The 25990-nt window shown below is 71.7% G+C and carries 21 protein-coding genes; 11 read left to right on the forward strand and 10 right to left on the reverse strand.

The window, feature by feature from the left end; genetic code table 11:
• Window positions 1-220: 220 nt before the first annotated feature.
• Entirely contained in the window at window positions 221-2125 is a 1905-nt protein-coding gene (locus tag KSO97_RS10340) for a penicillin-binding transpeptidase domain-containing protein (protein ID WP_232678542.1), read from the reverse strand.
• Between the two features lie 35 nt (window positions 2126-2160).
• Window positions 2161-2589 carry a MerR family transcriptional regulator gene (locus KSO97_RS10345; RefSeq protein WP_232678544.1) on the reverse strand — a complete coding sequence of 143 codons (429 nt, stop codon included), beginning with the start codon at window positions 2587-2589 and terminating at the stop codon, window positions 2161-2163.
• A gap of 58 nt (window positions 2590-2647) precedes the next feature.
• On the opposite strand from KSO97_RS10345, the gene KSO97_RS10350 reads away from it, so the two are divergent.
• Window positions 2648-3556, forward strand: a complete 909-nt coding sequence (locus KSO97_RS10350) for an NAD(P)/FAD-dependent oxidoreductase (protein WP_232678546.1) — start codon at window positions 2648-2650, stop codon at window positions 3554-3556.
• Between the two features lie 189 nt (window positions 3557-3745).
• Here KSO97_RS10350 and KSO97_RS10355 read toward each other — a convergent pair whose 3' ends face one another.
• Window positions 3746-5674, reverse strand: coding sequence for a DEAD/DEAH box helicase (locus KSO97_RS10355; protein ID WP_232678548.1), 1929 nt, complete (start codon window positions 5672-5674; stop codon window positions 3746-3748).
• 126 nt (window positions 5675-5800) lie between these two features.
• Between KSO97_RS10355 and KSO97_RS10360 the strand changes: the two genes are divergently transcribed.
• The 6 genes from KSO97_RS10360 (at window position 5801) to ilvA (ending at window position 13302) form a co-directional block, all read left to right on the forward strand.
• Complete coding sequence (locus KSO97_RS10360) at window positions 5801-7783, forward strand: acetoacetate--CoA ligase (RefSeq protein WP_232678550.1); 1983 nt, start codon at window positions 5801-5803, stop codon at window positions 7781-7783.
• Window positions 7784-8035: 252 nt separating this feature from the next.
• The gene (locus KSO97_RS17930) at window positions 8036-8164 is read left to right on the forward strand and encodes a hypothetical protein (RefSeq protein ID WP_269782288.1); all 129 of its coding nucleotides are present in this window, start codon (window positions 8036-8038) and stop codon (window positions 8162-8164) included.
• A 177-nt stretch (window positions 8165-8341) separates the two neighbouring features.
• Window positions 8342-8908 (forward strand): YceI family protein, encoded by a 567-nt coding sequence (locus KSO97_RS10365; protein ID WP_232678552.1) that lies wholly within the window; start codon window positions 8342-8344, stop codon window positions 8906-8908.
• 132 nt (window positions 8909-9040) lie between these two features.
• Entirely contained in the window at window positions 9041-10867 is a 1827-nt protein-coding gene (locus tag KSO97_RS10370) for a GNAT family N-acetyltransferase (RefSeq protein WP_232678554.1), read from the forward strand.
• A 77-nt stretch (window positions 10868-10944) separates the two neighbouring features.
• Window positions 10945-11931: an LLM class flavin-dependent oxidoreductase gene (locus KSO97_RS10375; RefSeq protein ID WP_232678556.1), complete on the forward strand. Its 987-nt coding sequence runs from the start codon at window positions 10945-10947 to the stop codon at window positions 11929-11931.
• A 120-nt stretch (window positions 11932-12051) separates the two neighbouring features.
• Window positions 12052-13302 carry a threonine ammonia-lyase IlvA gene (gene ilvA / locus KSO97_RS10380; protein ID WP_232678558.1) on the forward strand — a complete coding sequence of 417 codons (1251 nt, stop codon included), beginning with the start codon at window positions 12052-12054 and terminating at the stop codon, window positions 13300-13302.
• A 40-nt stretch (window positions 13303-13342) separates the two neighbouring features.
• Here the strand turns inward: ilvA and KSO97_RS10385 are convergent, their stop codons facing one another.
• From KSO97_RS10385 to KSO97_RS10405, 5 genes are all read right to left on the reverse strand, one after another.
• Window positions 13343-14965, reverse strand: coding sequence for a hypothetical protein (locus tag KSO97_RS10385; protein ID WP_232678559.1), 1623 nt, complete (start codon window positions 14963-14965; stop codon window positions 13343-13345).
• 54 nt (window positions 14966-15019) lie between these two features.
• Entirely contained in the window at window positions 15020-15631 is a 612-nt protein-coding gene (locus KSO97_RS10390) for a hypothetical protein (RefSeq protein ID WP_232678561.1), read from the reverse strand.
• A 13-nt stretch (window positions 15632-15644) separates the two neighbouring features.
• On the reverse strand, window positions 15645-16859 hold the full coding sequence (locus tag KSO97_RS10395; protein ID WP_232678563.1) for an acyl-CoA dehydrogenase family protein: 1215 nt from the start codon (window positions 16857-16859) through the stop codon (window positions 15645-15647).
• 99 nt (window positions 16860-16958) lie between these two features.
• Window positions 16959-18431 (reverse strand): hypothetical protein, encoded by a 1473-nt coding sequence (locus KSO97_RS10400; protein WP_232678565.1) that lies wholly within the window; start codon window positions 18429-18431, stop codon window positions 16959-16961.
• Window positions 18432-18522: 91 nt separating this feature from the next.
• Window positions 18523-20457, reverse strand: a complete 1935-nt coding sequence (locus tag KSO97_RS10405) for a M3 family metallopeptidase (RefSeq protein WP_232678567.1) — start codon at window positions 20455-20457, stop codon at window positions 18523-18525.
• 135 nt (window positions 20458-20592) lie between these two features.
• On the opposite strand from KSO97_RS10405, the gene KSO97_RS10410 reads away from it, so the two are divergent.
• Window positions 20593-20946, forward strand: a complete 354-nt coding sequence (locus KSO97_RS10410) for an antibiotic biosynthesis monooxygenase (protein ID WP_232678569.1) — start codon at window positions 20593-20595, stop codon at window positions 20944-20946.
• Here the strand turns inward: KSO97_RS10410 and KSO97_RS10415 are convergent.
• A complete protein-coding gene (locus KSO97_RS10415; protein WP_232678571.1) occupies window positions 20889-22175 on the reverse strand; it encodes an RNA polymerase sigma factor in 1287 nt (428 codons plus the stop codon). The two genes, KSO97_RS10410 and KSO97_RS10415, sit on opposite strands and share 58 nt — an antisense overlap.
• Window positions 22176-22207: 32 nt before the next feature.
• Complete coding sequence (locus tag KSO97_RS10420; protein WP_232678573.1) at window positions 22208-22567, reverse strand: YciI family protein; 360 nt, start codon at window positions 22565-22567, stop codon at window positions 22208-22210.
• Between the two features lie 148 nt (window positions 22568-22715).
• On the opposite strand from KSO97_RS10420, the gene KSO97_RS10425 reads away from it, so the two are divergent.
• The 3 genes from KSO97_RS10425 (at window position 22716) to KSO97_RS10435 (ending at window position 25820) form a co-directional block, all read left to right on the forward strand.
• Window positions 22716-23846 carry a glycoside hydrolase family 6 protein gene (locus KSO97_RS10425; RefSeq protein WP_232678575.1) on the forward strand — a complete coding sequence of 377 codons (1131 nt, stop codon included), beginning with the start codon at window positions 22716-22718 and terminating at the stop codon, window positions 23844-23846.
• A gap of 58 nt (window positions 23847-23904) precedes the next feature.
• The gene (locus KSO97_RS10430; protein WP_232678577.1) at window positions 23905-24438 is read left to right on the forward strand and encodes a gamma carbonic anhydrase family protein; all 534 of its coding nucleotides are present in this window, start codon (window positions 23905-23907) and stop codon (window positions 24436-24438) included.
• 74 nt (window positions 24439-24512) lie between these two features.
• On the forward strand, window positions 24513-25820 hold the full coding sequence (locus tag KSO97_RS10435) for an MFS transporter (RefSeq protein ID WP_232678579.1): 1308 nt from the start codon (window positions 24513-24515) through the stop codon (window positions 25818-25820).
• Window positions 25821-25990 lie beyond the last annotated feature (170 nt).

Consider the following 25990-nt stretch of genomic DNA (forward strand, 5'->3'; position numbering starts at 1 on the left):
ACGTGCCGTAGTCTCGCCATGTCGTCCTTCGGAGGGAGCACCAAGGAACGACAAAGAGCCCCTCGTTGACCCCATGCAGCGAGGGGCTCGCTCCATTTTCGGCACCCCGGCGAGCGTGAGGGCGGCCCACCCGTGGGTGGTTTCGTGACGCTCGCTGTGCTCGCTCCTCAACCACCGCAACGGGCGAGTCCCGGTGGTCGAGGAGGCCGCTCTGCGCCCGTCAGGAGACCCCCCGCAGGAAGGCCTCCAGGATCGGCCCTGCCGTGCCGGAGCCAGAAGCCCCGTCGCCGACGAAGACCGCGACGGCGAGATCGCCCTGCGCCGCGATCATCCAGGCGTGCGTGCGGATCTGGCCGTCGGTCTCGTATTCCGCCGTGCCGGTCTTGGCGATGACCGGCTTGCCCGGCACGTCGGCGAGCAGCCGACCGCTGCCGGAGGTGACCACACCGCGCATCAGCTCGCGCAGCTGCCGCGCCTCGGCGGTCGTGAGCGGCTCCGCGTCCGACGACGGGGCGACGTCGATCTCCTCGAGGAGCCGCGGCACCACGGTCGCGCCCTCCTGCACCGACGCCGCCACGGCGGCCATCGCCATCGGGGAGGCGAGCACCGTGCCCTGGCCGATCATGTCGGCCGCCGCACCGGTCGCACTCTCCGCCGGCGGCACCTGGCCGAAGTAGGCCGGGAAGCCGAGGTCGTGGTCGATGCCGAGTCCGAGCGAGGCGGCTGCGGCGGCGAGGTCCCGGCGTCCGAGCCGGTCGCGCTCGCCGATGAAGGCGGTGTTGCACGAGTTGGCGAACGCCTGGGCGAAGGTGATCGAGCCCGTGGCGGAGGCCGGATAGTCGTCGTAGTTCTCGAAGTCGCGGCCGTCGACGTCGACGCTGCTCGGGCAGGTCACCCGGCCGGCGGGAGCCAGACCGCTGCGGAGCAGGGCGAGCCCGCTGACGGTCTTGAACGTCGATCCGGGGGCGTACTGGCCGAAGGTCGCCAGGTTCTGGCCACCGTTGCCGGGGCCGTTGGCCGCGGCGAGGATCGCTCCGTTGCTGGGCCTGATCGCAACGACCGCGCTCGCAGCGCTGACGTCGTCCAGCAGCGACTCCGCGAGTCGCTGGAGACGCTCGTCGAGCGTGGTCCGCAGGTTCTTCCCGCGCGTGCCGTCGACCCGGAAGAGGTCGCGCTCCTTGCCGTCGCTGCCGACCGCCTGGACGACCACGCCCGGCGTGCCCTGGAGCTGCTCGTCGTAGCGCTGCTGCAGTCCGGAGATGCCGGCGATGTCGCCGGGCTGGTACCGCTCGGGGTCGTCCTCGACCATCTCGGCGGTGACCTCACCGACCCGGCCGAGGATCGGGGCGGCGAAGGTGCTGGTGGGCGCCAGCGGGATGCTGTCGGTGACCAGGCGGGCGCCGTCGATCTGCTCGTAGCCACGCAGCACCCGCAGGGGCACGTCGTCGGCGCGCAGCACGATCGCCTCGACGAAGGCGCGGTCGCCGGCGTCGCGCACACGGGAGGCGAACGCGCCGGCGTCGACCCCGCCGACGAGTGCTGCGAGCGCGCGGGCCGAGCGGGCCGCGGGACCCTTGGCCAGCCCGCTGCGGTCGATGCCGACACGGACGACGTCGCGGTAGGTCACCAGCGCCACACCTCCCGCGCCACGGATGTCTCCGCGGCGAGGCTCGATCGTGGTGCGGTCCAACGTCGCCGCCGGCGTCAGGCTCGGCTCGATCACGGTGCGGTCCCAGGTCACCGACCACTCGCCGTCGGTGCGCGTGAGAGCGATCGGGGCGTCGTAGGTCCACGCGTTCGCCGGCGTGAGGGGCCACGTCCAGGTGAGCACGGCGATGGCGCTGTCGCCGTCCTCGGTGACCTCGCCCAGCTGCACGCTCGGGGTCACCTCGCCGAGCCCGGACGTGACCTCGTCGAGCTCCGCCGCCGCGTCCGCGGAGGGAACGTCGAGCACCCCGTCGTCCAGCCCACTCAGGTCACCGCCGGCCAGTCCCTCGGCCAGCGCGGCGGCCGTGGCTCCGGGGTTCTTGCCGGCGTCCTCGGGGTTCGGCTCGCTGTCGCACCCCGCCACCAGAGCGGCGAGCACCAGCAGGGCTGTCGGAACAGATGCGACCCGAGACGTCATGCTCTGAGTTCTACCAGGGCCGACCGGCCGGGCGGTCAGACCGCCGGCACATGCCAGACGGCGGTCTCGCCGCTGAGCAGGTCGGCCACGCCGCGGTGGAAGTTGGGGCACTGGGAGATGTCGTGCGCCCGGCAGCGCAACGCGTGCTCGGTCATCTCGCGGGATCGCTCCATCTCCACCATCCGGCGCTCCAGGTCGTCCAGATGCGCCTGCAGGACGGCGTGCCGCTCCGGCGCTCCCGCGTCGAGCAGCACAGCGATCTGCTCCAGGCTCATGCCGGCCGCCTTGGAGCGCAGGATCACCGCGACGCGCACCAGCTCCTCCCCCCCGAATCTCCGGCGCCCAGCGCTGTCACGGGGCGGATCGAGCAGACCCATGTCCTCCCAATGGCGCAGCACGTGTGTCGCGAGACCGAATCGCGTCGCGAGCTCGCCGATCGTCCAGGTCTCCTGGCTTGACTTCATGTCGACATGAAGTCAGATCCTCGTGGTTGACACAAGTTCACCGACCACGGGAGCACTCATGACCTTCGACGCGATCATCCTCGGCGGTGGCCCCGCCGGCCTTCAGGCGGCTCTGACCCTGGGCCGCATGCACCTCGACGTCCTGCTGATCGACTCCGGCGTCTACCGCAACGACCCGGCCGCACACAGCCACAACATGCTCACGCGCGACGGCGTGCCGCCGTCGGAGCTCCGCGCGATCGCGCGCGACCAGCTGCACGCCTACGGGAGCGTCGAGGTGCGGGGCACCGTCGCGTCAGTCGTCGCGCGCGCGGACGACGGGACGTTCGACGTCACCACACCGGACGGTGTCGAGCGTGCCCGTCGGCTGCTGCTCGCCACCGGTGTGCGCGACGCACTACCCGCCGTGCCCGGGCTCGCCCCGTTGTTCGGCACGCTCGCAGCCCACTGCCCGTTCTGCCACGGCCACGAGTACGCCGGGCGTCGGGTGGCCGTGATCGGGGCCGTGCACGCCGCCGGGCGCGCGCTGATGATGAGCCGGATCGCCGGCGAACTGGTGGTGCTCACCGACGGGGCGGACCTGGACGAGGCCGACCTAACCATGCTGGACGCGCACGGCATCGCGGTGCGCGCGGAGCCGATCCTCCAGATCGGGTCGCCGAACGGGGAGCAGCGGGTCGACGTCCAGCTCGAAGGCGGCGACGTCATCGAGGTGGGCGGCATCCTGACCGCCACGACGTTCGCCCAGTCCGCCCCGTTCGCCGAGCAGCTCGGCCTGGACCTGCTGCCGTCGGGGTGCGTGGAGGTCGACGTCTTCGGACGCACCTCGATGCCCGGCGTCTACGCCGCCGGCGACCTGGCGCACGTCCCGGAGCTGCCGATGCCGATGTCGTCGGTGCTGACCTCGGCGGCAGCGGGCCTCACTGCCGCCGCGACGCTGCTGCGCGAGCTGGTGGTGGTGCCGTGACGACACCGTCCCTGCCGGTGGTCGAGCCTGTCGAGACCCTCACCGCATCTCGACGAGCTCGATGACCGGGGGCGCTCGGTGGTCGAGCGGTTGTAGAGACCCTCACCGCCCGGTGGTCGAGCCTGTCGAGACCCTCACCGCATCTCGACGAGCTCGATGACCGAGAGCGGTCGATGACCGGGAGAGCGATCAGTCGTCGCGGTTCTTCTTGTGGCGCGGCTTCTTGTCGCGACCGCCGTCCTCGCGCGACGGGCCGGGGCCGAAGTCGTCGGCGGTCGCGGAGCGCTGACCGCGCGAGCCGCCGGAGCCACCCGAGCCCTTGTAGCCGCCGCCCGAGCTCCGCGCCGGACGGGCGGACGGGGCGCCGGTGTCGCGCTGGATCTCGATCAACTTGCCGGAGATCCGCGTCTCGCGCAGGTTCTCCCACACGTGGGCGGGCAGCTCGGCCGGCAGCTCGACGAGGGAGTGGTCGGGGCGGATCGCGATATGTCCGAAGTCCCGGCGCTTGAGGCCACCCTCGTTCGCGATCGCGCCGACGATCTGGCGCGGCTCCACGCGGTGGCGCTTGCCGACCATGATCTTGTACGTGGCCATCGGCTGGTCGGAGTCGCGGCGGCCACGCGCGGGCCGACCTTCGCCCTCACGGTCGCCGAAGCGGTCGCCTCGGCTGTCACGACGTCCGCGATCCGGGCGATCCGAGCGCTCGCTCCGCTCGGGACGGCGCTCGGCCACCGGGTCGTCGGCCGGGTCGAGCAGCAGCGGGGTCTCCCCCTGCGCCACGATCGCCAACGCGGCGGCGACGTCCACCTCGGGCACGTCGTGGTTGCGCACGTAGTGGTTGATGATCTCCCGGAAGCCGTCGACGCGGTCCGTCAACGAGAGGGCCTCGGTGATCGCGTCGTCGAAACGGGCCAGCCGCGTCGAGTTCACGTCGTCGACCGAGGGCAGCTTCATCTCGGCGAGCGGCTGGCGGGTGGCCTTCTCGATGTGCTTGAGCAGGTACCGCTCGCGCGGGGTGATGAACGAGATGGCATCGCCCGATCGGCCGGCACGGCCGGTGCGGCCGATCCGGTGCACGTAGCTCTCGGTGTCGGTCGGGATGTCGTAGTTGACGACGTGGCTGATGCGCTCGACGTCGAGCCCGCGGGCCGCGACGTCGGTGGCGACGAGGATGTCGAGCTTGCCGTCCTTGAGCCGGTTCACGGTGCGCTCACGCTGCACCTGCGCGACGTCGCCGTTGATGGCCTCGGCGCTGAAGCCCCGGGCGCGCAGCTTCTCGGCGAGCGTCTCGGTCTCGTTCTTGGTGCGGACGAAGACGATCATGCCCTCGAAGTTCTCGACCTCCAGGATGCGCGTGAGGGCATCGACCTTGCGGGGGTAGCTGACCACCAGGTAGCGCTGGGTGATGTTGGCCGCGGTGGAGGTCTTGCCCTTGACCGTGATCTCGACCGGGTTGTCCAGGTAGCGCTGGGAGAGGCGGCGGATCGGCGGCGCCATGGTCGCGCTGAACAGCGCCACCTGCTTCTCCGCAGGGGTGTCGGCCAGGATCGTCTCGACATCCTCGGCGAAACCCATGTTGAGCATCTCGTCGGCCTCGTCGAGCACGAGGTGGCGCAGCTCGGACAGATCGAGGGTCCCCTTGTCGAGGTGGTCCATGATCCGGCCCGGGGTGCCGACCACGACATGCACTCCTCGGCGCAGCGCCGACAGTTGGACGCCATAGCCCTGTCCGCCGTAGACGGGGAGCACGTGCACGCCCTTGAGGTAGGAGGCGTACCGCTCGAAGGCCTCGCACACCTGGAGCGCGAGCTCACGGGTGGGGGCGAGCACCAGCGCCTGCACCGCCTGGTGCTTGGGGTCGATGCGGTCGAGGATCGGCAGCGCGAATGCTGCGGTCTTGCCGGTTCCGGTCTGCGCGAGGCCGACGACGTCGTGGCCGGCGAGCAACGGCGGGATGGTCTGCTCCTGGATCGCCGACGGCGTCTCGTACCCGACGTCGCGCAGGGCCTTCAGGACGGCGTCGCCCAGACCGAGGTCGGCGAAGGTCGTCCGCTCGACCGTCTCGGTCGATTCGGCTGACTGTGCTGTTCCGGCTGCCGCATCCTGGTGCTCACTCACCCGACAACGGTAGTGGGCCGCGCGCTCAGCGGTACTTTCGTGAGCGCGGTGCCTCCGGTCACAGGGTCGATTTCCCGGACCGGGGCGTCGATTCCGCCCCGGCGCCGGAGACGGCAGACTCCGCCCATGACCGACGTGCTGTGGACCCCGCCCCTGGACGGCGCCAGTGCACTGGAGGCGTTCGCGCGCGAGGTCGGCATCGACTCCGCGGACTACGCAGCACTCCATGCGTGGTCGATCCAGGCACCCGACGCGTTCTGGACGGCGGCCTGGCGCTTCCTCGGCCTGCCCAGCGAAGGCTCGTCGACGCCGTCCCTGGTGTGGTCGCCCGGCACCCCGATCCAGGACGCGGAATGGTTCCCGCAGGTTCGGCTGAACTACGCCGAGGCGGTGCTGCGCCTTCCCGGCCGTGCGGACGACGACGTCGTGGTGGAGGCCTACTCCGACGCCCGCGCCCACCGTGGCCTCACCGCAGGCGCACTGCGCGACCAGGTCTCCCGGGCGCGCGCGGGCCTGATCAGCGCTGGGGTCGGGTCCGGAGACCGCGTAGCCGCGTACGCACCCAACATCCCCGAGACGCTGGTCCTGCTGCTCGCCGCCGCGAGTCTCGGTGCCGTCTTCTCCTCGTGTGCGCCGGAGTTCGGCACCCAGAGCGTGATCGACCGGTGGAGCCAGATCGAGCCGACGGTGCTGCTCGCCGTCGACGGTTACGCCTACGGCACGGGTCCGCGCGCCAAGGCGATCGACCGCCGCGAGGAGGTCGAGACGATCCGCACCGCGCTGCCCAGCCTGCGCCAGACCGTCTGGCTGCCCTACCTCGACGCCGACGCCACGCCGCCGGCCGGCGCCGTCAGCTGGGCGGAGTTCACGGAGACGCCGGGCGAGCTGCACTTCGAACGGCTCCCGTTCACCCACCCGCTCTACGTCTTGTTCTCCTCCGGCACGACCGGCCTCCCGAAGCCGATCGTGCACGGGCACGGCGGCATCGCCCTCGAGCACGCCAAGGCGCTGACGCTGCAGCACGATCTCGGCCCGCGCGACCGCTTCTTCTGGTTCTCCACCACCGGCTGGATGATGTGGAACTACCTGGTGTCGGGCCTGATGACCGGCGCCACGCTCGTGCTCTACGACGGCGACCCCGGCTCACCCGGGCTCGACCGGCTCTGGCGGCTCGCGGGCGAGGCGCAGGTGACCGTGTTCGGCGCGAGCGCCCCGTTCCTGATGGCGTGTCGCAAGGCCGACCTGGACCCCACTGCCCAAGCGGACCTGACCCGGGTGCGCCAGGTCGGATCGACCGGAGCGCCGCTGCCGGCCGAGGGGTACCGCTGGGTCGCCGGGACGTTCGGACCCACCGTGCAACTGGTCTCGATCAGCGGCGGCACCGACGTGTGCTCGGCCTTCGTCGGCGGCGCACCGACGGTGCCGGTGTGGGTCGGTGAGATCTCCTGCGCGCTGCTCGGCTGCGCCGTGGAGTCCTTCGACGAGGAGCGCCGTCCTGTGCGCGGATCACTGGGCGAACTGGTGATCACGGCACCGATGCCGTCGATGCCGGTGGGCTTCTTCGGCGACGAGGACGGCGCGCGCTACCGGGCCGCCTACTTCGACGACATCCCCGGCGTGTGGCGTCACGGTGACTGGATCACCGTCACCGAGCGCGGCTCGTGCGTGATCACCGGGCGCAGCGACGCCACCTTGAACCGCGGCGGCGTCCGGCTCGGGACGGCGGAGTTCTACACCGTCGTCGAGGCCCTCGACGGTGTACGTGACAGCCTCGTCGTCCACCTCGAGGACGACGCGGGCGGCTCCGGCCGCCTGCTCCTGTTCGTCGTCCTCGACGACGCCGGCGGCTCGACGGCGCACCTGGACGACGACCTGCGGCGCACCATCGCTTCCGCCCTGCGGTCGCGGCTCTCGCCGCGGCACGTGCCGGACGACGTCGTGGCCGTCGCCGCGTTGCCGCGGACCCTGTCGGGAAAGAAGCTCGAGGTGCCGGTGAAGAAGATCCTGCGTGGCGCCGACCCCGCGACCGCCGCAGCAGCCGGCGCACTGACCGACCCCGGTGCCCTGGCGGCGTTCGTGGAGCTGCGCGAACGTCTCGGCCTCGCCTGACGCGAGCGCAGTGCGTCGGCCCCGGTGGTCGAGGAGCGAGCGCAGTGCGTCGGCCCCGGTGGTTGAGGAGCGAGCGCAGCGAGCGTCTCGAAACCCGGTGACACGAACGAACACCCTCGGTGGAGCACCGGTGGGGAACGCCCCCATCAGCGGGCACTCCGGTGGGGCGGATGACCCATTTCCGGCGAATGCTCGACCTTCGCGTGGGGATACGCTACCTTTGGTGAACAGAAGGTGAACAGGAGATGTCCCATGCACGACGAGAACCGCCCGCAGCTGGAGATGCGCTGGGTCCCGGTGACCGATGAGCGAGGCCGCCCCCGGATGGAGGCGATCTGGATCGCCGCGTCCGACGTCGCAGCGGTCACCCACGCCGCCTGACGCGCACCGCACCTCTTTCACGCGAGGGCGCCACCCCACCGGGGTGGCGCCCTCGCGGCATGTCAGGTGTGGCCGCAGGAGCGGACGACGATCTCCGTGGTTGCGGGAATGGATGCGTACAGGCGTCGGTTAAGGTCGTTGATAGTTCAACCAACTGACCTGAAACGGAGTTTCACCATGACCGAGTTCGACGCCGGCACGACCGCCCTGACCGACATCACCGGCGACTACACCATCGACGTCTCGCACAGCCGCCTCGGCTTCGTGGCCCGCCACGCGATGGTCACCAAGGTCCGCGGCCAGTTCACCGACTTCTCCGGCACCGCCCACGTCGACACCGCGAACCCCGCCGACTCGAAGGTCGAGCTCGCCATCCAGGTCGCCAGCGTCGACACCGGCACGGCCGACCGCGACGGACACCTGAAGTCCGGCGACTTCTTCGACGTCGAGACCTACCCCGAGATCACCTTCGCCTCGACCGACGTCGTGCGCGACGGCGCCACGTGGACCATCACCGGCGACCTCACCATCAAGGACGTCACCAAGTCCGTGGCGATCGAGTTCGAGGAGGTCGGCACCGCGCGCGACCCGTTCGGCAACCTGCGCCTGGGCTTCGAGGGCGCCGTCACCGTCAACCGCAAGGACTGGGGCCTGACCTGGAACGCGGCGCTCGAGACCGGCGGCGTGCTGGTCTCGGAGAAGATCAAGCTCGAGTTCGACATCTCCGCGATCGCCAACTCCTGATCGCCGCAGCAAGCCGTCGGGAGCGGTGAGTCTGAGACCGTCCGGAGGTCGGTACAGGTTCCAGACTCACCGCCCACCCGGCGCGGGGAATTCAGGTGCACGTGGAGGGCGAGACGGCGACACTGGGCTCTCGTGAGCACCTCCCCCGACCTCGGCGCACTCCCACCACTGCCCGACGGCTACGACGCCAGGCCGCTGCGGTTCGAGGACGCCGAGGCGACATTCGCGGTGATCGCGGCCGAGCAGGCCGCCGACCTCGACCACGTCGCCGTCGAGCTGGCCGACATCGTCGGCGAGTGGCAGCGGCCGAGCTTCGACGTCGAGACCAGCACCATCGGCGTCTTCCGCGACGGAACCCTGATCGCCTTCGGCGAACGCACCTCGCCGCGGCGTTGCGACGCCGCGGTGCAGCCCGCGCATCGTGGCCTCGGCATCGGCACCTGGATCGCGCACTGGCTGCGCGAACTCGCCCGCGCTCACGGCGACATCGACCTCGGGATGCCCAATCCCGAGGGTTCGCCGGGCGACCTCCTCCTCGCGGATCTCGGCTACCTGCGTCGGTGGACGTCGTGGGTGCTGCAGCTGCCGCGGGACGTCGAGATCGCCGAGCGCGCCCTGCCGCCCGGCTACGCCGTCCGGACCGCCGAGGCCGCGGAGTACCGCGCCCTGCACGACGTCCTCGAAGATGCCTTCCTGGAGTGGTCGGCACGCGAGCGCGAGCCGCTCGCGGACTTCCTCGCGACCAGCGTCGAGCGACCCGGCTTCGAGCCCTGGATGCTCCGCGTCGTCACCGACGCGGAGGGCGCGGTGGTGGGAGCCGTGCACGTCACGCTGTGGGAGAACGGCGACGAGGTCGAGGCCTACATCAACCGGCTCGCCGTCCGCGCCGACCAGCGCAACCGTGGCCTCGCGCAGGCGCTGATGGTCGACTGCTTCGCTGCCGGTCGCGCGCGCGGCGCGACCACCACCGGCCTCGACACCGACTCGCGGACCGGTGCTCTCGGTCTGTACGAGAAGGTCGGCATGCAGGTCACCTCGACCTGGATCAACCGCGCCGCCGTGCTCGCGCCGTCGGGCTATGACGTCCGGCCGCTCACCCTCGACGACGCTGCCGCGGTGCACGCGATCATCGTGGCGGAGGAGATCGCCGATGTCGGCCGCGCCGACACCGACCTCGACGACATCATCGCGGAATGGGACCGGCCCGGCACTCGTCTGAGCGAGACGGCCATCGGCATCGAGCATGATGGAACACTCGTGGCCTACGGAGAACTGAGCGACGAGCATGCTTTCGCCGCCGTGCACCCCGATCACCAGGGGCGCGGCCTCGGGCAGCGCGTCGCGCTGTGGCTGGAACTGCGCGCCCGCGCGCTGGGATGGCGGTCGCTCGGGGGTCAGGTGGTCGCCGACGGCCCCGCCGACCGATTGCTCGCACGCCGCGGCTACGAGGTCCGTTGGACCGCGTGGGACCTCGAGTTGCCGCCGGGTGCCACCGTCCCGCCGCGTGACGTTCCCGCCGGATACGCCGTCCGTGAGGCCACCGCGGCCGACCACGAGGCCTGCTGGACCCTCTTCGAGGACGCCTTCCTGGAGTGGTCGGACCGCGACCGGAAGTCACTGGCCGACTTCGGCGCCCTGATGTGGGATCGCCCGTCGTTCGCACCATGGAACCTGCAGGTGGTCACCGACCCGGACGGCGCGCTCGCCGGCGCCGTCTTCGTCACGCTCACCGACGGCGGCGACGCCTACATCCACAAGCTCGCCGTGCGCGCCGACCAGCGTGGCCGCGGCCTCGCGCAGGTGCTGCTCCGCGTTGCCTTCGGCACGGCCCGCGAGCACGGCGCGCAGATCTCCCGCCTCTCCACCGACACCCGAGCGGGAGCGCGCTCGCTGTACGAGCAGATGGGGATGGTCGTGGAGTCGACCTGGGTGAACCGGGCGAAGCCGCTCGGCAGCTGAGGCGGTGGCCGTCGGCGACCGGGGGCTCGCCCACCGAGCCGGGCACCGCACCGAGAACACGTTCTACCCTGGGCGGCATGTCGACCTTCTTCGCCGTCCGGTACGACTTCCGGACGCCGGGCGCCACGCCGACGGAGCGGCAGGAGGTGTACGCGCGCTCGCTGGAGCAGGCACGCTACGTCGACGAGCAGGGCCACGACGTGCTGATGCTGAGCGAGCACCATGCATCGGACGACGGCTACCTGCCGAGCCCGTTGCCGGTGGCCAGCGCGATGGCGGCGGTGACGACACGGATCCCGATCACGGTCGCGGCGCTGCTGGTGAACTTCTACGAGCCGCTGCGTCTGGCCGAGGACATCGCGGTGCTCGACCACCTCAGTGGCGGACGGGTGAACTACACCTTCGGCCTGGGGTACCGGCCCGAGGAGTACGCGCTGTACGGCCGTGACTGGTCGACGCGCGGGCGCGACGTCGAGGAGCGGATCGCGGTGCTGCTCCAGGCCTGGACGGGCGCGGAGTTCGAGCACGAGGGTCGGCGGGTGCGCGTGACCCCGACGCCGTTCTCCCAGCCCCACCCGATGCTCTTCTACGGTGGAGGCACACCGGCGGCCGCGCGGCGAGCCGGCCGACTCGGACTGCACTTCCAGCCCCAGCACGGCGACCGCGCGCTGCAGGAGATCTACGAGACCGCCTGCCGCGACGCCGGCCGCGACCCGGGCCTGGTGATGCGCCCGCCGTCCGGTCCGGCGAACGTGTTCTGCACGCGTGACGTCGACGCGTTCTGGGATCGCTACGGCCACCACCTGCTCGCTGACGCCGTCGCCTACCAGGAGTGGCACGGCAAGGCGGCCTCGCACGTACTCGATCCCTCGCGCACCGTGGAGGAGATGCGGTCGGCCGGCGTGTACGTCGTCGCCACCGCCGACGAGCTGATCGACCGGAGCCGCAGCGGAGAGCTGCGGTTGATCACCAGCCATCCCGCCTGCGGTGGCCTGCCGAGCGAGCCGTCGTGGGAGAGTCTGCGCCTGATCTCGGAGACCGTGCTGCCTGCCGTCCGAGCCTGATCGTCCCTGTGACCGGCGACCGCGCACCGGCGCCGACCGTGCCGTCGGCACACGCCGTCCAGCGGTCCACGCCCGGACGCCGTCACGAGCGCTCGTGCCCGCAGGTGCTTCGATAGAGCGGTGTCACCTACCGACGTCGACGCCGCGGGCGAGCTGCTCGGGCGCGTGCTGGCCCCGACGCCGCTGCAGCGCAGCGAGAGGCTCTCGGCCCTGGTGGGCGCCGAGGTGTGGCTCAAGCGCGAGGACCTCCAGCCCGTGCGCTCCTACAAGGTGCGCGGCGCCTACGCCCTCATCGCCGGCCTGGACGACGACGCGCGCGCCCGCGGGGTGACCTGCGCGAGTGCGGGCAACCACGCGCAGGGAGTCGCACTGGCCTGCGCGCGGGCGGGCGTGCACGCGCGGGTGCACCTGCCGCGCACGACGCCCCGCCAGAAGCGCGAACGGGTGGCGGCGTTCGGCGGCGACTTCGTCGAGGTCGTCGTGATCGGCGACAGCTACGACGACGCCGCGGCCGCGAGCCGCGCGTACGCCGACGCCACCGGCGCCACCGAAGTCCCCGCCTTCGACGACCCCCGGATCATCGCCGGCCAGGGCACCGTGGCCACCGAGCTCCTGGGCCAGGCACAGGCGCTCGGGCTGCGGCCCGATCTGGTCGTCGTGCCTGTCGGCGGGGGTGGCCTGATCGCCGGAATGCTACCCGTGCTCGCCGAGCGGGCTCCCGACGCCCGCGTCGTCGCCGCGGAGCCGGCCAGAGCGGCGAGCATGGCGGCCGCGGTCGAGGCGGGCGGTCCGGTCGACCTCGTCGAGCTCGACGGCTTCGTCGACGGCGCCGCCGTCCGTCGCGTCGGCGCGCACACCTACGACGTCGTCGCCCGGCATCGCCCGCAGATGGCGGCCGTGCCCGAGGGCCTGATCTGCGTCGAGATGCTTGATCTCTATCAGACCGAGGGGATCATCGCCGAGCCTGCCGGAGCTCTCGCCCCGGCGGCCCTGCGGCTCGACACGGTCGACGTCGTGCCCGGCAGCACCGTGGTCGCCGTCGTCTCCGGCGGCAACAACGACGTCAGCCGCTATGCCGACGTCGTCGAACGCGCGCTGGTGCACGAGGGCCTCAAGCACTACTTCCTCGTCGAGTTTCCCCAGGAGCCCGGCGCGCTGCGACGCTTCCTCGACGAGGTGCTCGGCCCGGACGACGACATCACGCTCTTCGAGTACGTCAAGCGCAACAACCGCGAGACCGGACCGGCGCTGGTGGGCATCGAACTCAGCCGTGCCGACGATCTGGCCGGCCTGATGGACCGGATGGCCGTCTCCCCGGTCGTCGTCGAGCCCGTCGAGCCCGACAGCCCGCTCTTCCGCTTCGTGCAGTAGCTCGGCCGAGGGAGTTTCACCGGGTAGCCGGTGAAACTGCTCAACACCGCCCGGCCGGGACCCCGCCGTCGCGGATCTCCATGACCGCGTCGAGCAGCGTTCCGGTGTCGGGGACGGCGAGCGCATCGGGCCGCGGCGGCGCACCGTCGGCCGTGAGCTGCCAGCACTGCACCCGGAACCGCAGACGGGTCGCCGTCACCTCGATCGGCGCCACGGTGAACCGTCCGTCCAGGTGGCGCGCGACCCAGCTGCGCGCGGCCGGCCACAGGTCGGCGCGGCTCGACGGCGGCAGCTCGATCGCGGCGTTGTAGAGCCGCGGAACGTCGTCCAGCCCGACGGCGCGCGGATGCTGGCGCAGCGCGTCGTACGCCCAGAGCCTCAGCGCGAGCCAGCGGCCGCCGACGCGCACCCGCAGCGGGGTCGGCGTGCAGGCCCAGTCGAACGAGCCGATCTCCGCGGGCGCACCGGCGAGGGAACCGAGGAATCGCACCGTCTGCGGACGCACGGTGTCGGACCCGCGGAGCGGCAGTCGCCGGCCGAGCTGGACCCGCCCGGGGTGGAAGCTCCACCGCTGACCGGCGAGCGGCCTGGTCCACACCCCCGTGCGGCCCTGCCAGCGCGCCGCGACCCGCAGCTCACGCTGCGCGGCGTCCAACCCTGTCCTCACGATCGACACCTGGTCGGTGATCGGGCCGGGCGGTGGAGCCTGGCGCTCCCAGCCGGGAGCCGGCAGCTGCCAACGCGAGTCGCGCGGTCCGAGCCCGGTCTGCCAGGTGTAGGAGCCGAAGATGGGGTTGGCTCCGCTGATGTCGAAGTCGTAGAGCCGGGTGTGCAGCGAGCCGTCGCGTGCCACGGCGAACACCGTGGATCCGCTCGCATCCAGGTTCGCGAGCCGCGTGGACCCGTCGTCGGGCGTGCAGACCTCGCGGCTGCGATCGGAGGGGAGCCACGGGTCGAGGTAGGTGATCCGCCGGCCGCCGTCGCGCAGGAGGTAGTACGTCGCCACGCCGATCGGCTGGTGTCGCCGACCCGCGACGTCGGTGAAGGTCTCCGGGGCCGCGAACTCCGAGGCGGCGGCAGCCGTGACGTCGCGCCAGATCCGCACCCCCGCACCTATCCAGAGGTAGGGGCCCCAGCGCCAGGTCCACCTCTCCGGGGAGAGGTCGTTGCCGGGCATGTCGTTGCTGTAGACCTGACCGTCGGCGGTCTGCACGGTCAGCAGGCGGTTGTCCGCGCTGACGTGGGCGACCCGTCCGGCCAGGCAGGCCGGCAGGACGACCCGGCGCCACCGCTCGCCTGGACCGACGACGCCCCGCTCGGCCGGTGCGACGAAGAGATCGCCGTCGCGCAGCGCGAAGGCCCAGGTGTTGCTGATCGCGTGCCGACCGTCCTTGAACCAGACGCGGCGCGGGAGCGGCCGATCGGCGACCGGGCCGAGGCCGCCGATGCCGTCGGACGCGAGTTCCTGGGAGAGCACCGGGAGCGTCGTCCCGACGCCGTAGAGGCCCGTCGTGCCCGCGGCCAACGGCAGGCACAGTGGGTTCAACGGCGGCGCGGCCTGCGACGGGTTCGCCGCGAGCACGACCGGTGCGGAGACACCGATCGCGAGCAGAGCGGTGGCTGCCGCGATGCGGCGTCGGCTGCGTGGGCTCGGGCGGGGCACGCGGGCTCAACGAGCCACACCCCCCGGCGTTCCGCCGGATCAGGCGGGGCGGGGTCAGGCCGGTGTCGCCACCGTCGTCGTCACCGTGGTGACCGACGGCGTCGGCGGCGTGGAGGAGAAGCCGAACCGGGGCGGCGGCGACACCGGGGCGAGGCTCCCGAGGTCGACGCCGTCCAGAACGCCCACGGCGGAGGTGACGTGCCGGTGGCCGGTCGCGCCGTACCACTCCCGCCGTCCCCCGCCGGCGCTCCCACGCGTGCGGACGCCACGCAGCAGCACCCGTGCGACCGGATCCGTCAGGGCGCACCACCAGGGTGCGCGGGCGACCGGCCCGGGCACGAGCACCAACAGCCGGCCGAGCCAGGTGCGCCGTCCGATCGCGAGCTCGAGCCGCAGGGAGTCGGCATCGATGCTCCAGCGCCCTGCCTCCGCGCGGACCGTCACCGACTCCACGCGCACCTCGTCGAAGGAGTAGGTCGCTGCCACGTAGTCGGCCACCTCGTGCGAGGGCGCCAGCAGCAGCCGGTGTCCGTCGGCGCGTTCGACCATCACGTCGGCGAACGTCCCGAACGGGCTGCGCACCCATCGCCCCACGACCACGCGCACCCCCGACGTCGTCCCGACCCCCGCGATCGCGCCGTCGAACCGGTCACGTCGCTGCGTCACCGCCCAGCCGTCCTCAGCGGATCGGTGCGCCGGAGATGGTGCGGGCGATGACGAGACGCTGGATCTCCGAGGTGCCCTCGAAGATCGTGTAGATCTTCGCGTCGCGCGACCAGCGCTCGACGGGGTACTCGCGGGTGAAGCCGTTGCCGCCGAGGATCTGCATCGCCTTCTCGGTCACCTTGATCGCGGTCTCGCCGGCCATCAGCTTCGACATCGAGCCCTCGGCCGCGACGAACGGGCGGCCCGCGGCCGCCATCCAGGCCGCGCGCCACACCAGCAGTCGGGAGGCGTCGATGGAGGTCTTCATGTCGGCCAGCGCGAACGCGATGGCCTGGTTCTCGATGATCGGCTTGCCGAACTGCTCGCGGGTCTTGGCGTAGTCCAGCGCGACCTCGTAGGCCGCCCGGGCGATGCCGATCGCCTGCGCACCGACGGCGGGCCGGGTGCGCTCGAACGTCGCCATGCTGGCGTTGCCCCGGGCGCCCGACCCCTCGCGCGCGCGGGCGAGCCGCTCGTCGAGCTTCTCCTTGCCGCCGAGCAGGCAGGACCCGGGAACGCGCACGTTGTCGAGCACGACCTCGGCGGTGTGGCTGGCTCGGATGCCGTGCTTGTGGAACTTCTGGCCCTGGGCGAGGCCCGCGGTACCCGGCGGCACGATGAAGCTGGCCTGACCCCGGGTCTTCAGGTCGGGGTCGACGACGGCGGTGACGACGTGCACGTCGGCCAGACCACCGTTGGTGGCCCAGGTCTTGGTGCCGTTGATGATCCACTCGTCGGTGGCCTCGTCGTAGCGCGCCCGGGTGCGCATCGAGCCGACGTCGGAGCCGGCGTCGGGCTCGGAGGAGCAGAACGCGGCGAGCTTGAGGTCGCCCGGTGAGCCGAACATCTGCGGCACCCACTCCAGCACCTGCTCGGGCGTGCCGTTGGCGCTGACGCCGGCCGCGGCGAGCGCGGTGCCGACGATGGCCAGACCGATCCCGGCGTCGCCCCAGAAGATCTCCTCCATCGCGACCGGGATGCCGAGCCCCGTCTCGTCGAAGCCCTGGGTGGCGAAGAAGTCCATCGAGTAGATGCCCGCCTGGGCCGCCTCCTCGACGATGGGCCAGGGGAACTCCTCGCGCTCGTCCCATTCGGACGCCGCGGGGCGGATGACGTCGGCAGCGAAGGTGTGCAGCCAGTCGCGCAGCTCGACGTGGTCGGGGGTCAGCTCGAAGCTAGGAGTGGTCACGACACCGAGGCTACCGGCGAGTAGCGCCACCCGGGGTGGGTTCCACCGAGCCCCTGCCGGCTCGGCGGCACCCGGCGTGCGCGGACCCGGGGACGTCGGTCAGTACGGCGTCGGACCGCCGGACACGTACGGCGGCGGGGTGGCGGCCGGCGGGGTGTCGTAGGTGATGATCCGGTCGCGTACGGCCTGGAAGTCCTGCCCCACGTTGTCGTCCACGCCCGACACGTCCTGCCAGATCGCCCGCAACATCTCCGCGGCCCACTGCATCTCGTTGGCGGTCTCGCGGATCTCCTCCTCCAATTGGAGGGAGGCGATGAAGTACTCCTGCGACGATCCGTAGATGCCGGTGCCGATCCGGGAGTCGCGCGCCCAGCTCTGGTACCCCGGGACTCGCTCGAGCGCCGTCCAGGCCTGGCCCATCTCGTAGGCGAGGTCCTTCTCCAGCAGGTCGGCGGCGTTCGCGATGTTGTCGGCGTTCACGACGACGCCCGGCGTGATGAAGTCGTCGACACCGGTGGCGCTGTAGGTCTGCTCCGGACGCGCCAGCCGGAACGCCTCCTGGTCGAGACCGCCACTCGGGCGAGCCGCCGGCGTCTGGTCGAGCAGCGACTTCAGGTTCTCCAGGCCCTTCTCGATGTCGCCCTCGACGGTGCGGCTGCGGTCCTGGAGGTCGGACACGGCGCTGTTCATCTTGGCGATGACGTCGTGCGGCGACCGTGCGGCGAGGTCGTTGGGCTCGGCCGCCTCACCGCCGAACGTGTCGACCAGCAGGCCGGTGACGCTCATCCCCGTGCTCACCGGTCCGGTGATGACGCTGAACGCCGGGAACCAGCCGAGCACCGTGTTGACGGTGCCGACCACCGACATCGCCGCCTTCACGTCGCCGACCGTGATGCCCCCGCAGCCGTTGAAGGCCTCGATCGCGCTGTGGGCGAGCTCCACCGCATCCGAACGCAGCCGGCGGAAGAACTCCGACTGCTGGTAGAGGCTGATCCGCAGCACCTCGCACGCCAGCGCCTGGTTGCCGACCACGACGGTGAAGACGTTGAGGTATTGGGAGAACGCATCGGCCGCGGCTCCCTGCCAGGTCTTCAGCGTCTGCGCGACGTCGGTCGCGAGTGCGAGGGTGCTGTTGCCCTCGTAGTCGATGCTCGACGGCGCGTCGCTCGAACCGTCTCCGGCGCCTCGCGACCCCGATGCGGAGAGCTGCATCAGCGCGAGCCGGACGTCGTCGGCCTTGCTCTCGAAGATGCCCTCGTGCGGGAGGCCGAGGAGCGAGTCGAAGATCGGCGGGATCTGCTCCTCCATCAGTCGGTAGATGTCGCCGATCGACTGCACCTGCTCGGGGAAGCCGTCGGGGCCGACGTAGTTGGGGAGCGGGTCGTCGGGGTACTGCCCCGAGCCCGGACCGGGCACCGAGTACTCCTCCGGACCACCGCTGGCGGAGTAGCCGCCCGAGGAGTTCTGGTAGTACCCGTTGATCCTCAGGACCGCCTGGCAGGCGGCCTCGACGACCTCCTCGATGAGCCCCTCGAGCCGCCAGTACTCCCCGCTGTAGTCCGCATCCGTCACCGTCGTCTCCTCCTCGCACGCCGAGTCGTGTCTGACGACGACGATTCCCTGAGGAGAGGAGGAGAAACGTGCCCCGGGTCGATCGGAGCGATCAGGCCGAGCCGGCGAGCCACTCCGCGTAGGCATCGAAGGTGTAGGGCCGGCCCAGGAAGTCGCTGACCAGGTCGGCTGCGTCGCGACGCCCGCCGGGCTCCAGGATGCGGGAGCGGTAGCGGTGCGCGACCTCGGTCGCGAACAGGTCGTCGGCGTCGAAGGCGCTGAAGAGGTCCTTCGCGATCACCAGCGACCAGGTGTAGGTGTAGTACGCCGAGCTGTAGCCACCCAGGTGGCCGAAGTTGGCGAAGAAGTGGGTGCCCTCGAGATAGGGCCACGGGGAGTAGCGCTCCTGCAGTTCCACCATGCGCGCCGTCAGGTCGGCGGGGCGTTCGAGATGGAAGAGGTAGGAGACGGCGGCGTAGAACATCTGCACGCGCACCCGGTAGCCGACACCGAAGTCCTCGCTGCGGCGCATCGCGGCCACCAGCGCGGCCGGGATCGCCTCGCCGTCGGCGTTGGTGGCGAAGGAGGCCAGGATCTCGGCGTCCCAGGCCCACTCCTCGAGCATCTGGCTGGGCGCCTCGACGAAGTCCCACTCCGTGGCGACGCCGGCGAAGCGCGACCAGGCGCCGTGCCCACCCAGGACATGGTGCACCAGGTGGCCGAACTCGTGGAACAGCGTGACGACGTGGTCGTGCTCCATCAGCCCGCGGGAGAAGTTGCAGACCAGCACGCCCTCGGGAAGCTGACGGCCCGCGACGCCGTCGGTGAGGGTGAACTGCGCCGCGTGACCGTACTTGCCCGAGCGCGGGTGCAGGTCGAGGTAGATGCGACCCAGCTCGGCGCCCGACGTCGCGTCTCGGACGTCGTAGACCGTGACGTCCTCGTGCCAGGTCACCACGTCGGGCACCTCGACGTAGGTCAGGCCGAGGAGGCGGCCGGTGACGTCGAGCAGCCCTTGGCGCACCTTCTCGAAGGAGAAGTACCGGCGCACCTGCTGGGCGTCGACGTCGTACTGCTCGCGGCGCACGAGCTCCTCGTAGTGCAGCGCGTCGGACGGCGAGATGCGGGTCGCCCCGGGCACGTCGCGCACGTACCGCTCGAGCAGCACCGCGAGGTCGCGCTCCATCGGCTCCTGGGCGGCGTCGGCGATCTTCTCGATGAACTCCCCGATCGCCGGACCCGTGCCGATCATCTTGACCTCGGCGTCGTAGCTGGGCCAGTCGGCATACCCGACGAGGGTCGCCAGCTCGTGGCGCAGGTCGAAGAGCTCGCGCAGCAGTGCGTCGTTGGCGGGCCAGCCGCGGTCGAGGAACGCCAGGGTCATGTCGCGCCGCAACTCGGCGTCCTCGGCGAACATCCGCACCGGCAGCGCGTCGGGGTAGTCGGTGGTGAGCGTGACCAGACCGTCGTCCTCGGCCGGATGCTCGGCCACGAAGTCCTCGGGGAGCCCGGCGAGCCGCTCCGCCGCCACGCGGACGGTGCGGACGTCGTCGCGCACGACCTTGCTGAACTCCTGGTCGACCTCGGTGATGCGCGCGCGGATCTCGGCGATCCGGCGCCGGGTCGGCTCGTCGCGGTCGACGCCCGCCCGGGTGAAGTCGCGTCGCACCTTCTCCAGCAGCCGGGTGGCGTCGGCGTCCAAGCCCTCGGCCGAGAGGCCGGCGAAGAGCGCGTAGAGCTCGGCGTCGAGGCTCAGCTCGGTGACCACGCGGTCGACGTCCTGCTCGGCGCCCTCGGCGGTCGTGCGCACCGCCTCGTCGGGGTGCACGTTGCCGTAGAGCGAGCCCATCGCCGCGACGTTGCCCAGGTGCAGCATCAGCGCATCCCAGGTCTGCAGCACCGCGAGCGCCTCGGACGGCGGTGCCTCGCGCAGTTCCTGCGCCAGAGCGGCGGCCGCGGCCAGACCCGCCTCGGCGCGGTCTGCGACCCACGCCTGGGCGGCGTCGTCGGCGGGCAGGGTCAGCGGGGTGAGTGGTGCGTCGGTCACGTCGTCGACACTAGCCCCGCCCCGCGGGGCGTTCGGAGGGGATAGCCGTCCGAAATCGAACCGTTCCGGGTCAGACACGCCGCGTACCCGTTCGGAAGCGGCCGCGCTATCCCCGGCAGCCCGAGAATGGTCGACATGAGGACTCCCGAGGTCGGCCAGGTCGTCACGGTGTTCCGCAATCGGCTGCATCCGGAGTCGGTCGAGGCCTACACCGCCGACCTGCAGGTCGTGGCCGAGCTCGCCCGGTCGATGCCGGGGTTCGTCGAGACCAAGACCTTCGTCGCCGACGACGGCGAGCGCTGCACCGTGGTGACCTTCGCCGACGTCGAGTCCCACCGCGCGTGGCGCGAGCACCCGCGACACCGCCGGGCCCAGCGCGCCGGGGTCGAGTCCTACTACGCGGAGTACTCGATCGCGGTCGGCACCACGAGCTACGGCAGCGGGTTCTCCCGCGCCGACGACGACTCCGCCGGCGGACCGGCCAGCTGATCGCGCCGGCGCGTCAGGTAGAGGACCTCGCCGGGGTTGTCGATGAGGGCGAGCGCGGCGTCGTAGGAGCCACGCGCCTCCGCTCCGCGCCCGAGACGTCGCAACAGCTCGGCCCGCACGACGTGCCACGGGTGGTAGGTCGTGAGACCGATCCGCTCGACGTCGGCCAGTGCGACGTCGGGTCCGTCGACCTCCCCCACGGCCACCGCGCGGTTGAGTCGCACGACGGGGCTCGGGTCGAGCGCCACGAGCTGGTCGTAGAGCTGCACGATCTGGTCCCAGGCGGTGTCGGCACCACTCGGGGCGTCGGTGTGGACTGCATTGATCGCGGCGAGCAGCTGATATCGACCCGGCCGCCCGACCCGCAGGCAGGTCCGCACGAGTGCGTGCCCCTCGTCGATGAGTTCGCGGTGCCAACCGCCGCGGTCCTGCTCGCCCAACGGCACCAGAGCGCCATCGCTCCCGAACCGGCTCGGCCGCCGTGCCTCGGTGAGGAGCAGCAGCGCGAGGAGTCCGGCCGTCTCGACGTCGTCGGGCAGCAGGCCGTGGAGCAGGCGCGCCAGCCGGACGGCCTCGACGGCGAGATCGTCGCGGGTCGAGACCCCCGAGGTCGCGAGATAGCCCTCGTTGAAGATCAGGTAGAGGACGGCGTGGACCGCTCCGAGCCGCTCGGGCAGGTCGGCCTCGGCCGGCACCCGGAACGGGATGTGCGCGGCGGCGATCTTCCGTTTGGCCCGGGTGATGCGCTGGGCCATCGTCGTCTCGGGCACGAGGAAGCCCTCGGCGATCTCGGCGACGCTCAGACCGCCGAGCAGACGGAGGGTGAGGGCGACGCGCGCCTCCGGCGCGAGCGCGGGGTGACAGCAGGTGAAGATCAGCCGGAGGCGATCGTCCTCGATCGGCCCGGTGGGGGCGTGCGGAGTGTCGTCGTGCAGCATCACCGCGGCCTCCTGCTTCGTCTCGCGTCTGCTCTCGCGGCGCAGCCGATCCAGGGCGCGGTTGCCCGCCGTCGTCACCAGCCACGCGCCCGGGTTGGCGGGCACGCCGTCCACCGGCCATCGCTCCAGGGCGACGGCGAGCGCCTCGGCCGCGGCGTCCTCCGCGAGATCGAGATCGCCGAACCGCCGCGTCAGCGACGCGACGATCCGGCCGTACTCCTCACGGAAGACGAGCTCGACGGCGCCGTGGCCGAGCTCCCGACCTGTCGCCGAACTCGCTTCGGGCCCCACCGGGTCCGAGGCTCCGCCCGATGCGGGACCGCTCACTCGCCCTGGAAGGGACGCACCTCGACCTTGCCCTGGCAGGCACGCGAGCCCCGGGCGGCCCAGGCGAGCGCGGTGTCGAGGTCGGCCGCCTCGATGATCCAGAATCCGCCGAGATACTCCTTGGACTCGGAGAACGGGCCATCGGTGACGATCGAGGACTCGCCGGTGTTGTCGACGCAGGTCGACGCCTCGATCGGCTGGAGGCCGCCGGCGAACACCCAGGCACCGTCGGCCTGGAGTGCGGTGTTGAACGCGTCGACGGCCTCGAAGATCGGCTGCATCTCCTCGGGCGTCATGGCGCCCATCCGCTCGTCCTCGGCCGGGTCGTGGTGCACGCTGAGCATGAACTGAGGCATCTGATTCTCCTGGTGGATGGCGTGGTGGGCAGCCGATCGGCTGCCTCTCATCTATCCGACGAACGGGCTAGGACAGATACGACACCCCCGGCCGAGATTTCTCATCGGATCTCCAGGATCACTCAAAGGTGTGACTCAGAGGGGCGCCATGGCGGACGATGGTCCGGTGATGGGCTCGGTGCGGACGCGTGAGGCGGTGCGGATGATTCCGGCGACCCTCGGCGCGCTCGTCGTCGCCGTCCTGATGGTGAGCTCGGGGCTGAACTCCGCTGTCGCGGACGCACCCGCGAGCGTCGCATCCGATGAGTCGACCATCACGGTCGAGTACGTCCCGGCGTACCGCGGCGCCGCGGCCCAGCGGGCCGCCGAGCGCCGTCGCGACCCGCGGCTGACCCGCCCGCTCTACGTCGACCCGACGTCGAGGGCCGCCCAGGCGGGGCCTGCGTTCAGCCTCATCGGCAAGCGGGCCCAGGGCTTCTGGCTCACCGACGCCTACCCGACCCCGAGCGCCGCGCGCGGTGCCGCCGCGGCCTACATCGACCGGGCCGAGGGAGCCAACCGCACCCCGGTACTCGTCGTCTACAACATCCCCGACCGCGACTGCGGCCAGTACTCCTCGCAGAACGGCCAGGTCACCGCGAGCTCCTACCGCGCCTGGGTCAAGGGGGTGGCCGCCGGGATCAAGCGCAGCTCACCCATCGTGATCCTGGAGCCCGACGCGCTGCCGTTCGTCGGCGACCCGCGCTGCACCGACCCCGGCAACCGGGTGGCGCTGCTGAAGTTCGCCGCCACCACGCTGACCAAGGCGGGCGCATGGGTCTACCTGGACGCCGGTCACTCGGGTTGGCGCACGGCCGCCCACATGGCGCCGCTGCTGGTGCGCGCCGGCGTGGCCGAGGTTCGGGGTTTCTCCACCAACGTCTCCAACTCGCGCACCACGCCCGCCGAGCACGCCTTCGCCGGCTCGCTGCTGAGCGAGCTGCAGAAGCGCGGCGTCCGCAGCGCGCGCTACGTCGTCGACACGTCGCGCAACGGTGCCGGAGCCCAGGGCCCGGCGAACGGCGACTGGTGCAACCCCGTCGCGGCCAGGCTCGGCACGAGCCCCCGGCTCGTCTTCGACGGCGCCTTCGACGGCAGGCTCTGGATCAAGCCGCCCGGCGAGTCCGACGGCCCGTGCAACGGCGGCCCGAACGCCGGCGAGTTCTTCCCGACCGGCGCCTGTCGTCTGTTGAGCGGTCCCACGGCGTACTTCGACGGTCAGGTCTGCCGTCCGGCGTGACGCCGACGTCGCCGGACACCCCGACCACCGCGACGCCGTCCCCGGCTACGGTGCGGCCGTGATCCTGATCGAGTTCGAAGGCAAGCGTCCGACCGTGCACCCCGACGCGTGGGTCGCTCCCACGGCGACCCTGATCGGAGACGTGACCGTCGAGGCCGGCGCGAGCATCTGGTACGGCGCGGTGCTCCGCGCCGACATCTGCACCATCGTCGTCAAGGCCGGCAGCAACATCCAGGACAACTCGGTGCTGCACGCGGCGCCCGAGGCCACGCTGACCGTCGGTCCCAACGCCACCGTCGGCCACGGCTGCATCGTGCACTGCGACGTGGTGGGCGAGCAGGCTCTGATCGGCAACGGCAGCACCCTGCTCGACCACGCCGTCGTCGGCGCGCGCACGCTCGTGGCGGCCGGTTCGGTCGTCACCCCGGGTGCGCAGATCCCCGCCGAGCACGTCGCGGCCGGGATCCCGTGCAAGCCGACCAAGCCCATCGCGGGTACGAGTTCGGAGTTCTGGGTCGAGACCAACGCGATCTACTACCGCGAGCTCGCGGGCCGGCATGCGGCGGGCGCGGCGGAGAGCCCCCGCGAGTAGGGGCGTCGTGGCGGGTGAGGGCCCGCCGACACCCGCCCTACGCCCGCGGGCTCCCAGGTGCCACCATCGACTGAGTGAGTGCTGTTCGGCGTCCGCTGCCGCGGCTGCGCGGCCTGGTGGCCGACACCCGTCCCCTGAGCAACGAGCACTTCCGACGGCTGTGGACGGCGAACATCATCACGGTGATCGGCGCGCAGCTGACGGTCGTCGCCGTCCCGGCCCAGATCTACGCCCAGACCGGCTCCTCCGCCTACGTCGGCCTGACCGGTGTCTTCGGGCTCGTCCCCCTGGTGGTGTTCGGCCTCTGGGGAGGGGCGCTCGCCGACGTCGTGGATCGGCGCACACTGCTGGTCATCACCACGCTCGGACTGATCGGCACGAGCATCCTGTTCTGGCTCCAGGCAGCTGCGGGCAACCGCAACGTCTGGCTGCTGTTGATGCTGTTCGCGGTGCAGCAGGCGTTCTTCGCGGTCAACCAACCCACCCGCAGCGCGGTGCTCCCGCGGCTGCTCGAACCCGAGCTGCTGCCCGCCGCCAACAGTCTGAACATGACCGTCATGATGGCCGGCGGCATCGCCGGGCCGCTGGTGGCGGGCGCGCTGATCCCGGTGCTGGGACTGGAGTGGCTCTACCTCGCCGACTCGATCACACTGCTCGCGACGCTCGGGGCGGTCCTGCGGCTGCCGTCGCTGCCGATCGAGGGCACAGCCGGAACTCCCGGGCTGAGGTCGGTGATCGAGGGCTTCACCTACCTGCGCGCCCAGCCCGTGCTGATGATGTCGTTCGTCGTGGACATCATCGCGATGGTGTTCGGCATGCCGCGGGCGCTCTTCCCCGAAGTCGCCCACGAGAGCTTCCGGGGACCTGACGAGGGCGGGCTGGCGTTCGCGCTGCTCTTCGCCGCGATCCCGGCGGGCGCGGTCATCGGCGGCGTCTTCTCCGGGTGGGTCTCGCGCGTATCGGCGCAGGGACGCGCCGTCGTCGTCTGCATCGTGATCTGGGGCGCCGCGATGGTCGGCTTCGGCGTGGCCATCGGCATCGCCGCCGAGCACCGTGGAGCGGCCCGCGCGATGCTCGTCGTCGCCGTGCTGATGCTGGTGATCGGCGGCGCGGCCGACATGGCCTCGGCCGCCTTCCGCACCTCGATGCTGCAGGCCGCCGCCTCCGACGCCGTCCGTGGCCGGCTGCAGGGCATCTTCATCGTGGTCGTCGCGGGTGGCCCGCGCCTCGCCCACGTGGCGCACGGCGCCGCCGCGACGATGGCCGGCACCGCCGTGGCGGCCGCGGGTGGCGGCGTCCTGGTGATCATCGGCGTCGTCGCCGCCGCCCTGATCGTGCCCTCGTTCGTGCGGTACCGGGTGGTCACCGCCGGGGAGCGGTGAGCTGCTGAGGTTTCCGCGGCGCTCACCCCGGGCGGCGGTGAGCTGCTGAGGTTCCGGCTGCGGCGTTTCCTCAGCAGGTCACCGCGCCGCCCCGGCGTCGCCAGGGAATCCTCAGCAGGTCACCGCGCCCCCCCCCCCCGGCGGGGGGGCGGCGCGCACGCCGCCACGCG

The organism is Nocardioides sp. R-C-SC26, assembly GCF_021246465.1.
Lineage (GTDB): Bacteria > Actinomycetota > Actinomycetes > Propionibacteriales > Nocardioidaceae > Nocardioides.

Excerpts from the sequence above, each read along its gene's own strand:
- KSO97_RS17930 (WP_269782288.1), top strand. The coding sequence starts at position 8,036 with ATGCACGACGAGAACCGCCCGCAGCTGGAGATGCGCTGGGTCCCGGTG.
- KSO97_RS10350 (WP_232678546.1), top strand. The coding sequence starts at position 2,648 with ATGACCTTCGACGCGATCATCCTCGGCGGTGGCCCCGCCGGCCTTCAG.
- KSO97_RS10360 (WP_232678550.1), top strand. The coding sequence starts at position 5,801 with ATGACCGACGTGCTGTGGACCCCGCCCCTGGACGGCGCCAGTGCACTG.
- KSO97_RS10365 (WP_232678552.1), top strand. The coding sequence starts at position 8,342 with ATGACCGAGTTCGACGCCGGCACGACCGCCCTGACCGACATCACCGGC.
- KSO97_RS10420 (WP_232678573.1), bottom strand. The coding sequence starts at position 22,567 with ATGCCTCAGTTCATGCTCAGCGTGCACCACGACCCGGCCGAGGACGAG.
- KSO97_RS10425 (WP_232678575.1), top strand. The coding sequence starts at position 22,716 with ATGGCGGACGATGGTCCGGTGATGGGCTCGGTGCGGACGCGTGAGGCG.
- KSO97_RS10410 (WP_232678569.1), top strand. The coding sequence starts at position 20,593 with ATGAGGACTCCCGAGGTCGGCCAGGTCGTCACGGTGTTCCGCAATCGG.
- KSO97_RS10345 (WP_232678544.1), bottom strand. The coding sequence starts at position 2,589 with ATGAAGTCAAGCCAGGAGACCTGGACGATCGGCGAGCTCGCGACGCGA.
- KSO97_RS10375 (WP_232678556.1), top strand. The coding sequence starts at position 10,945 with ATGTCGACCTTCTTCGCCGTCCGGTACGACTTCCGGACGCCGGGCGCC.
- KSO97_RS10340 (WP_232678542.1), bottom strand. The coding sequence starts at position 2,125 with ATGACGTCTCGGGTCGCATCTGTTCCGACAGCCCTGCTGGTGCTCGCC.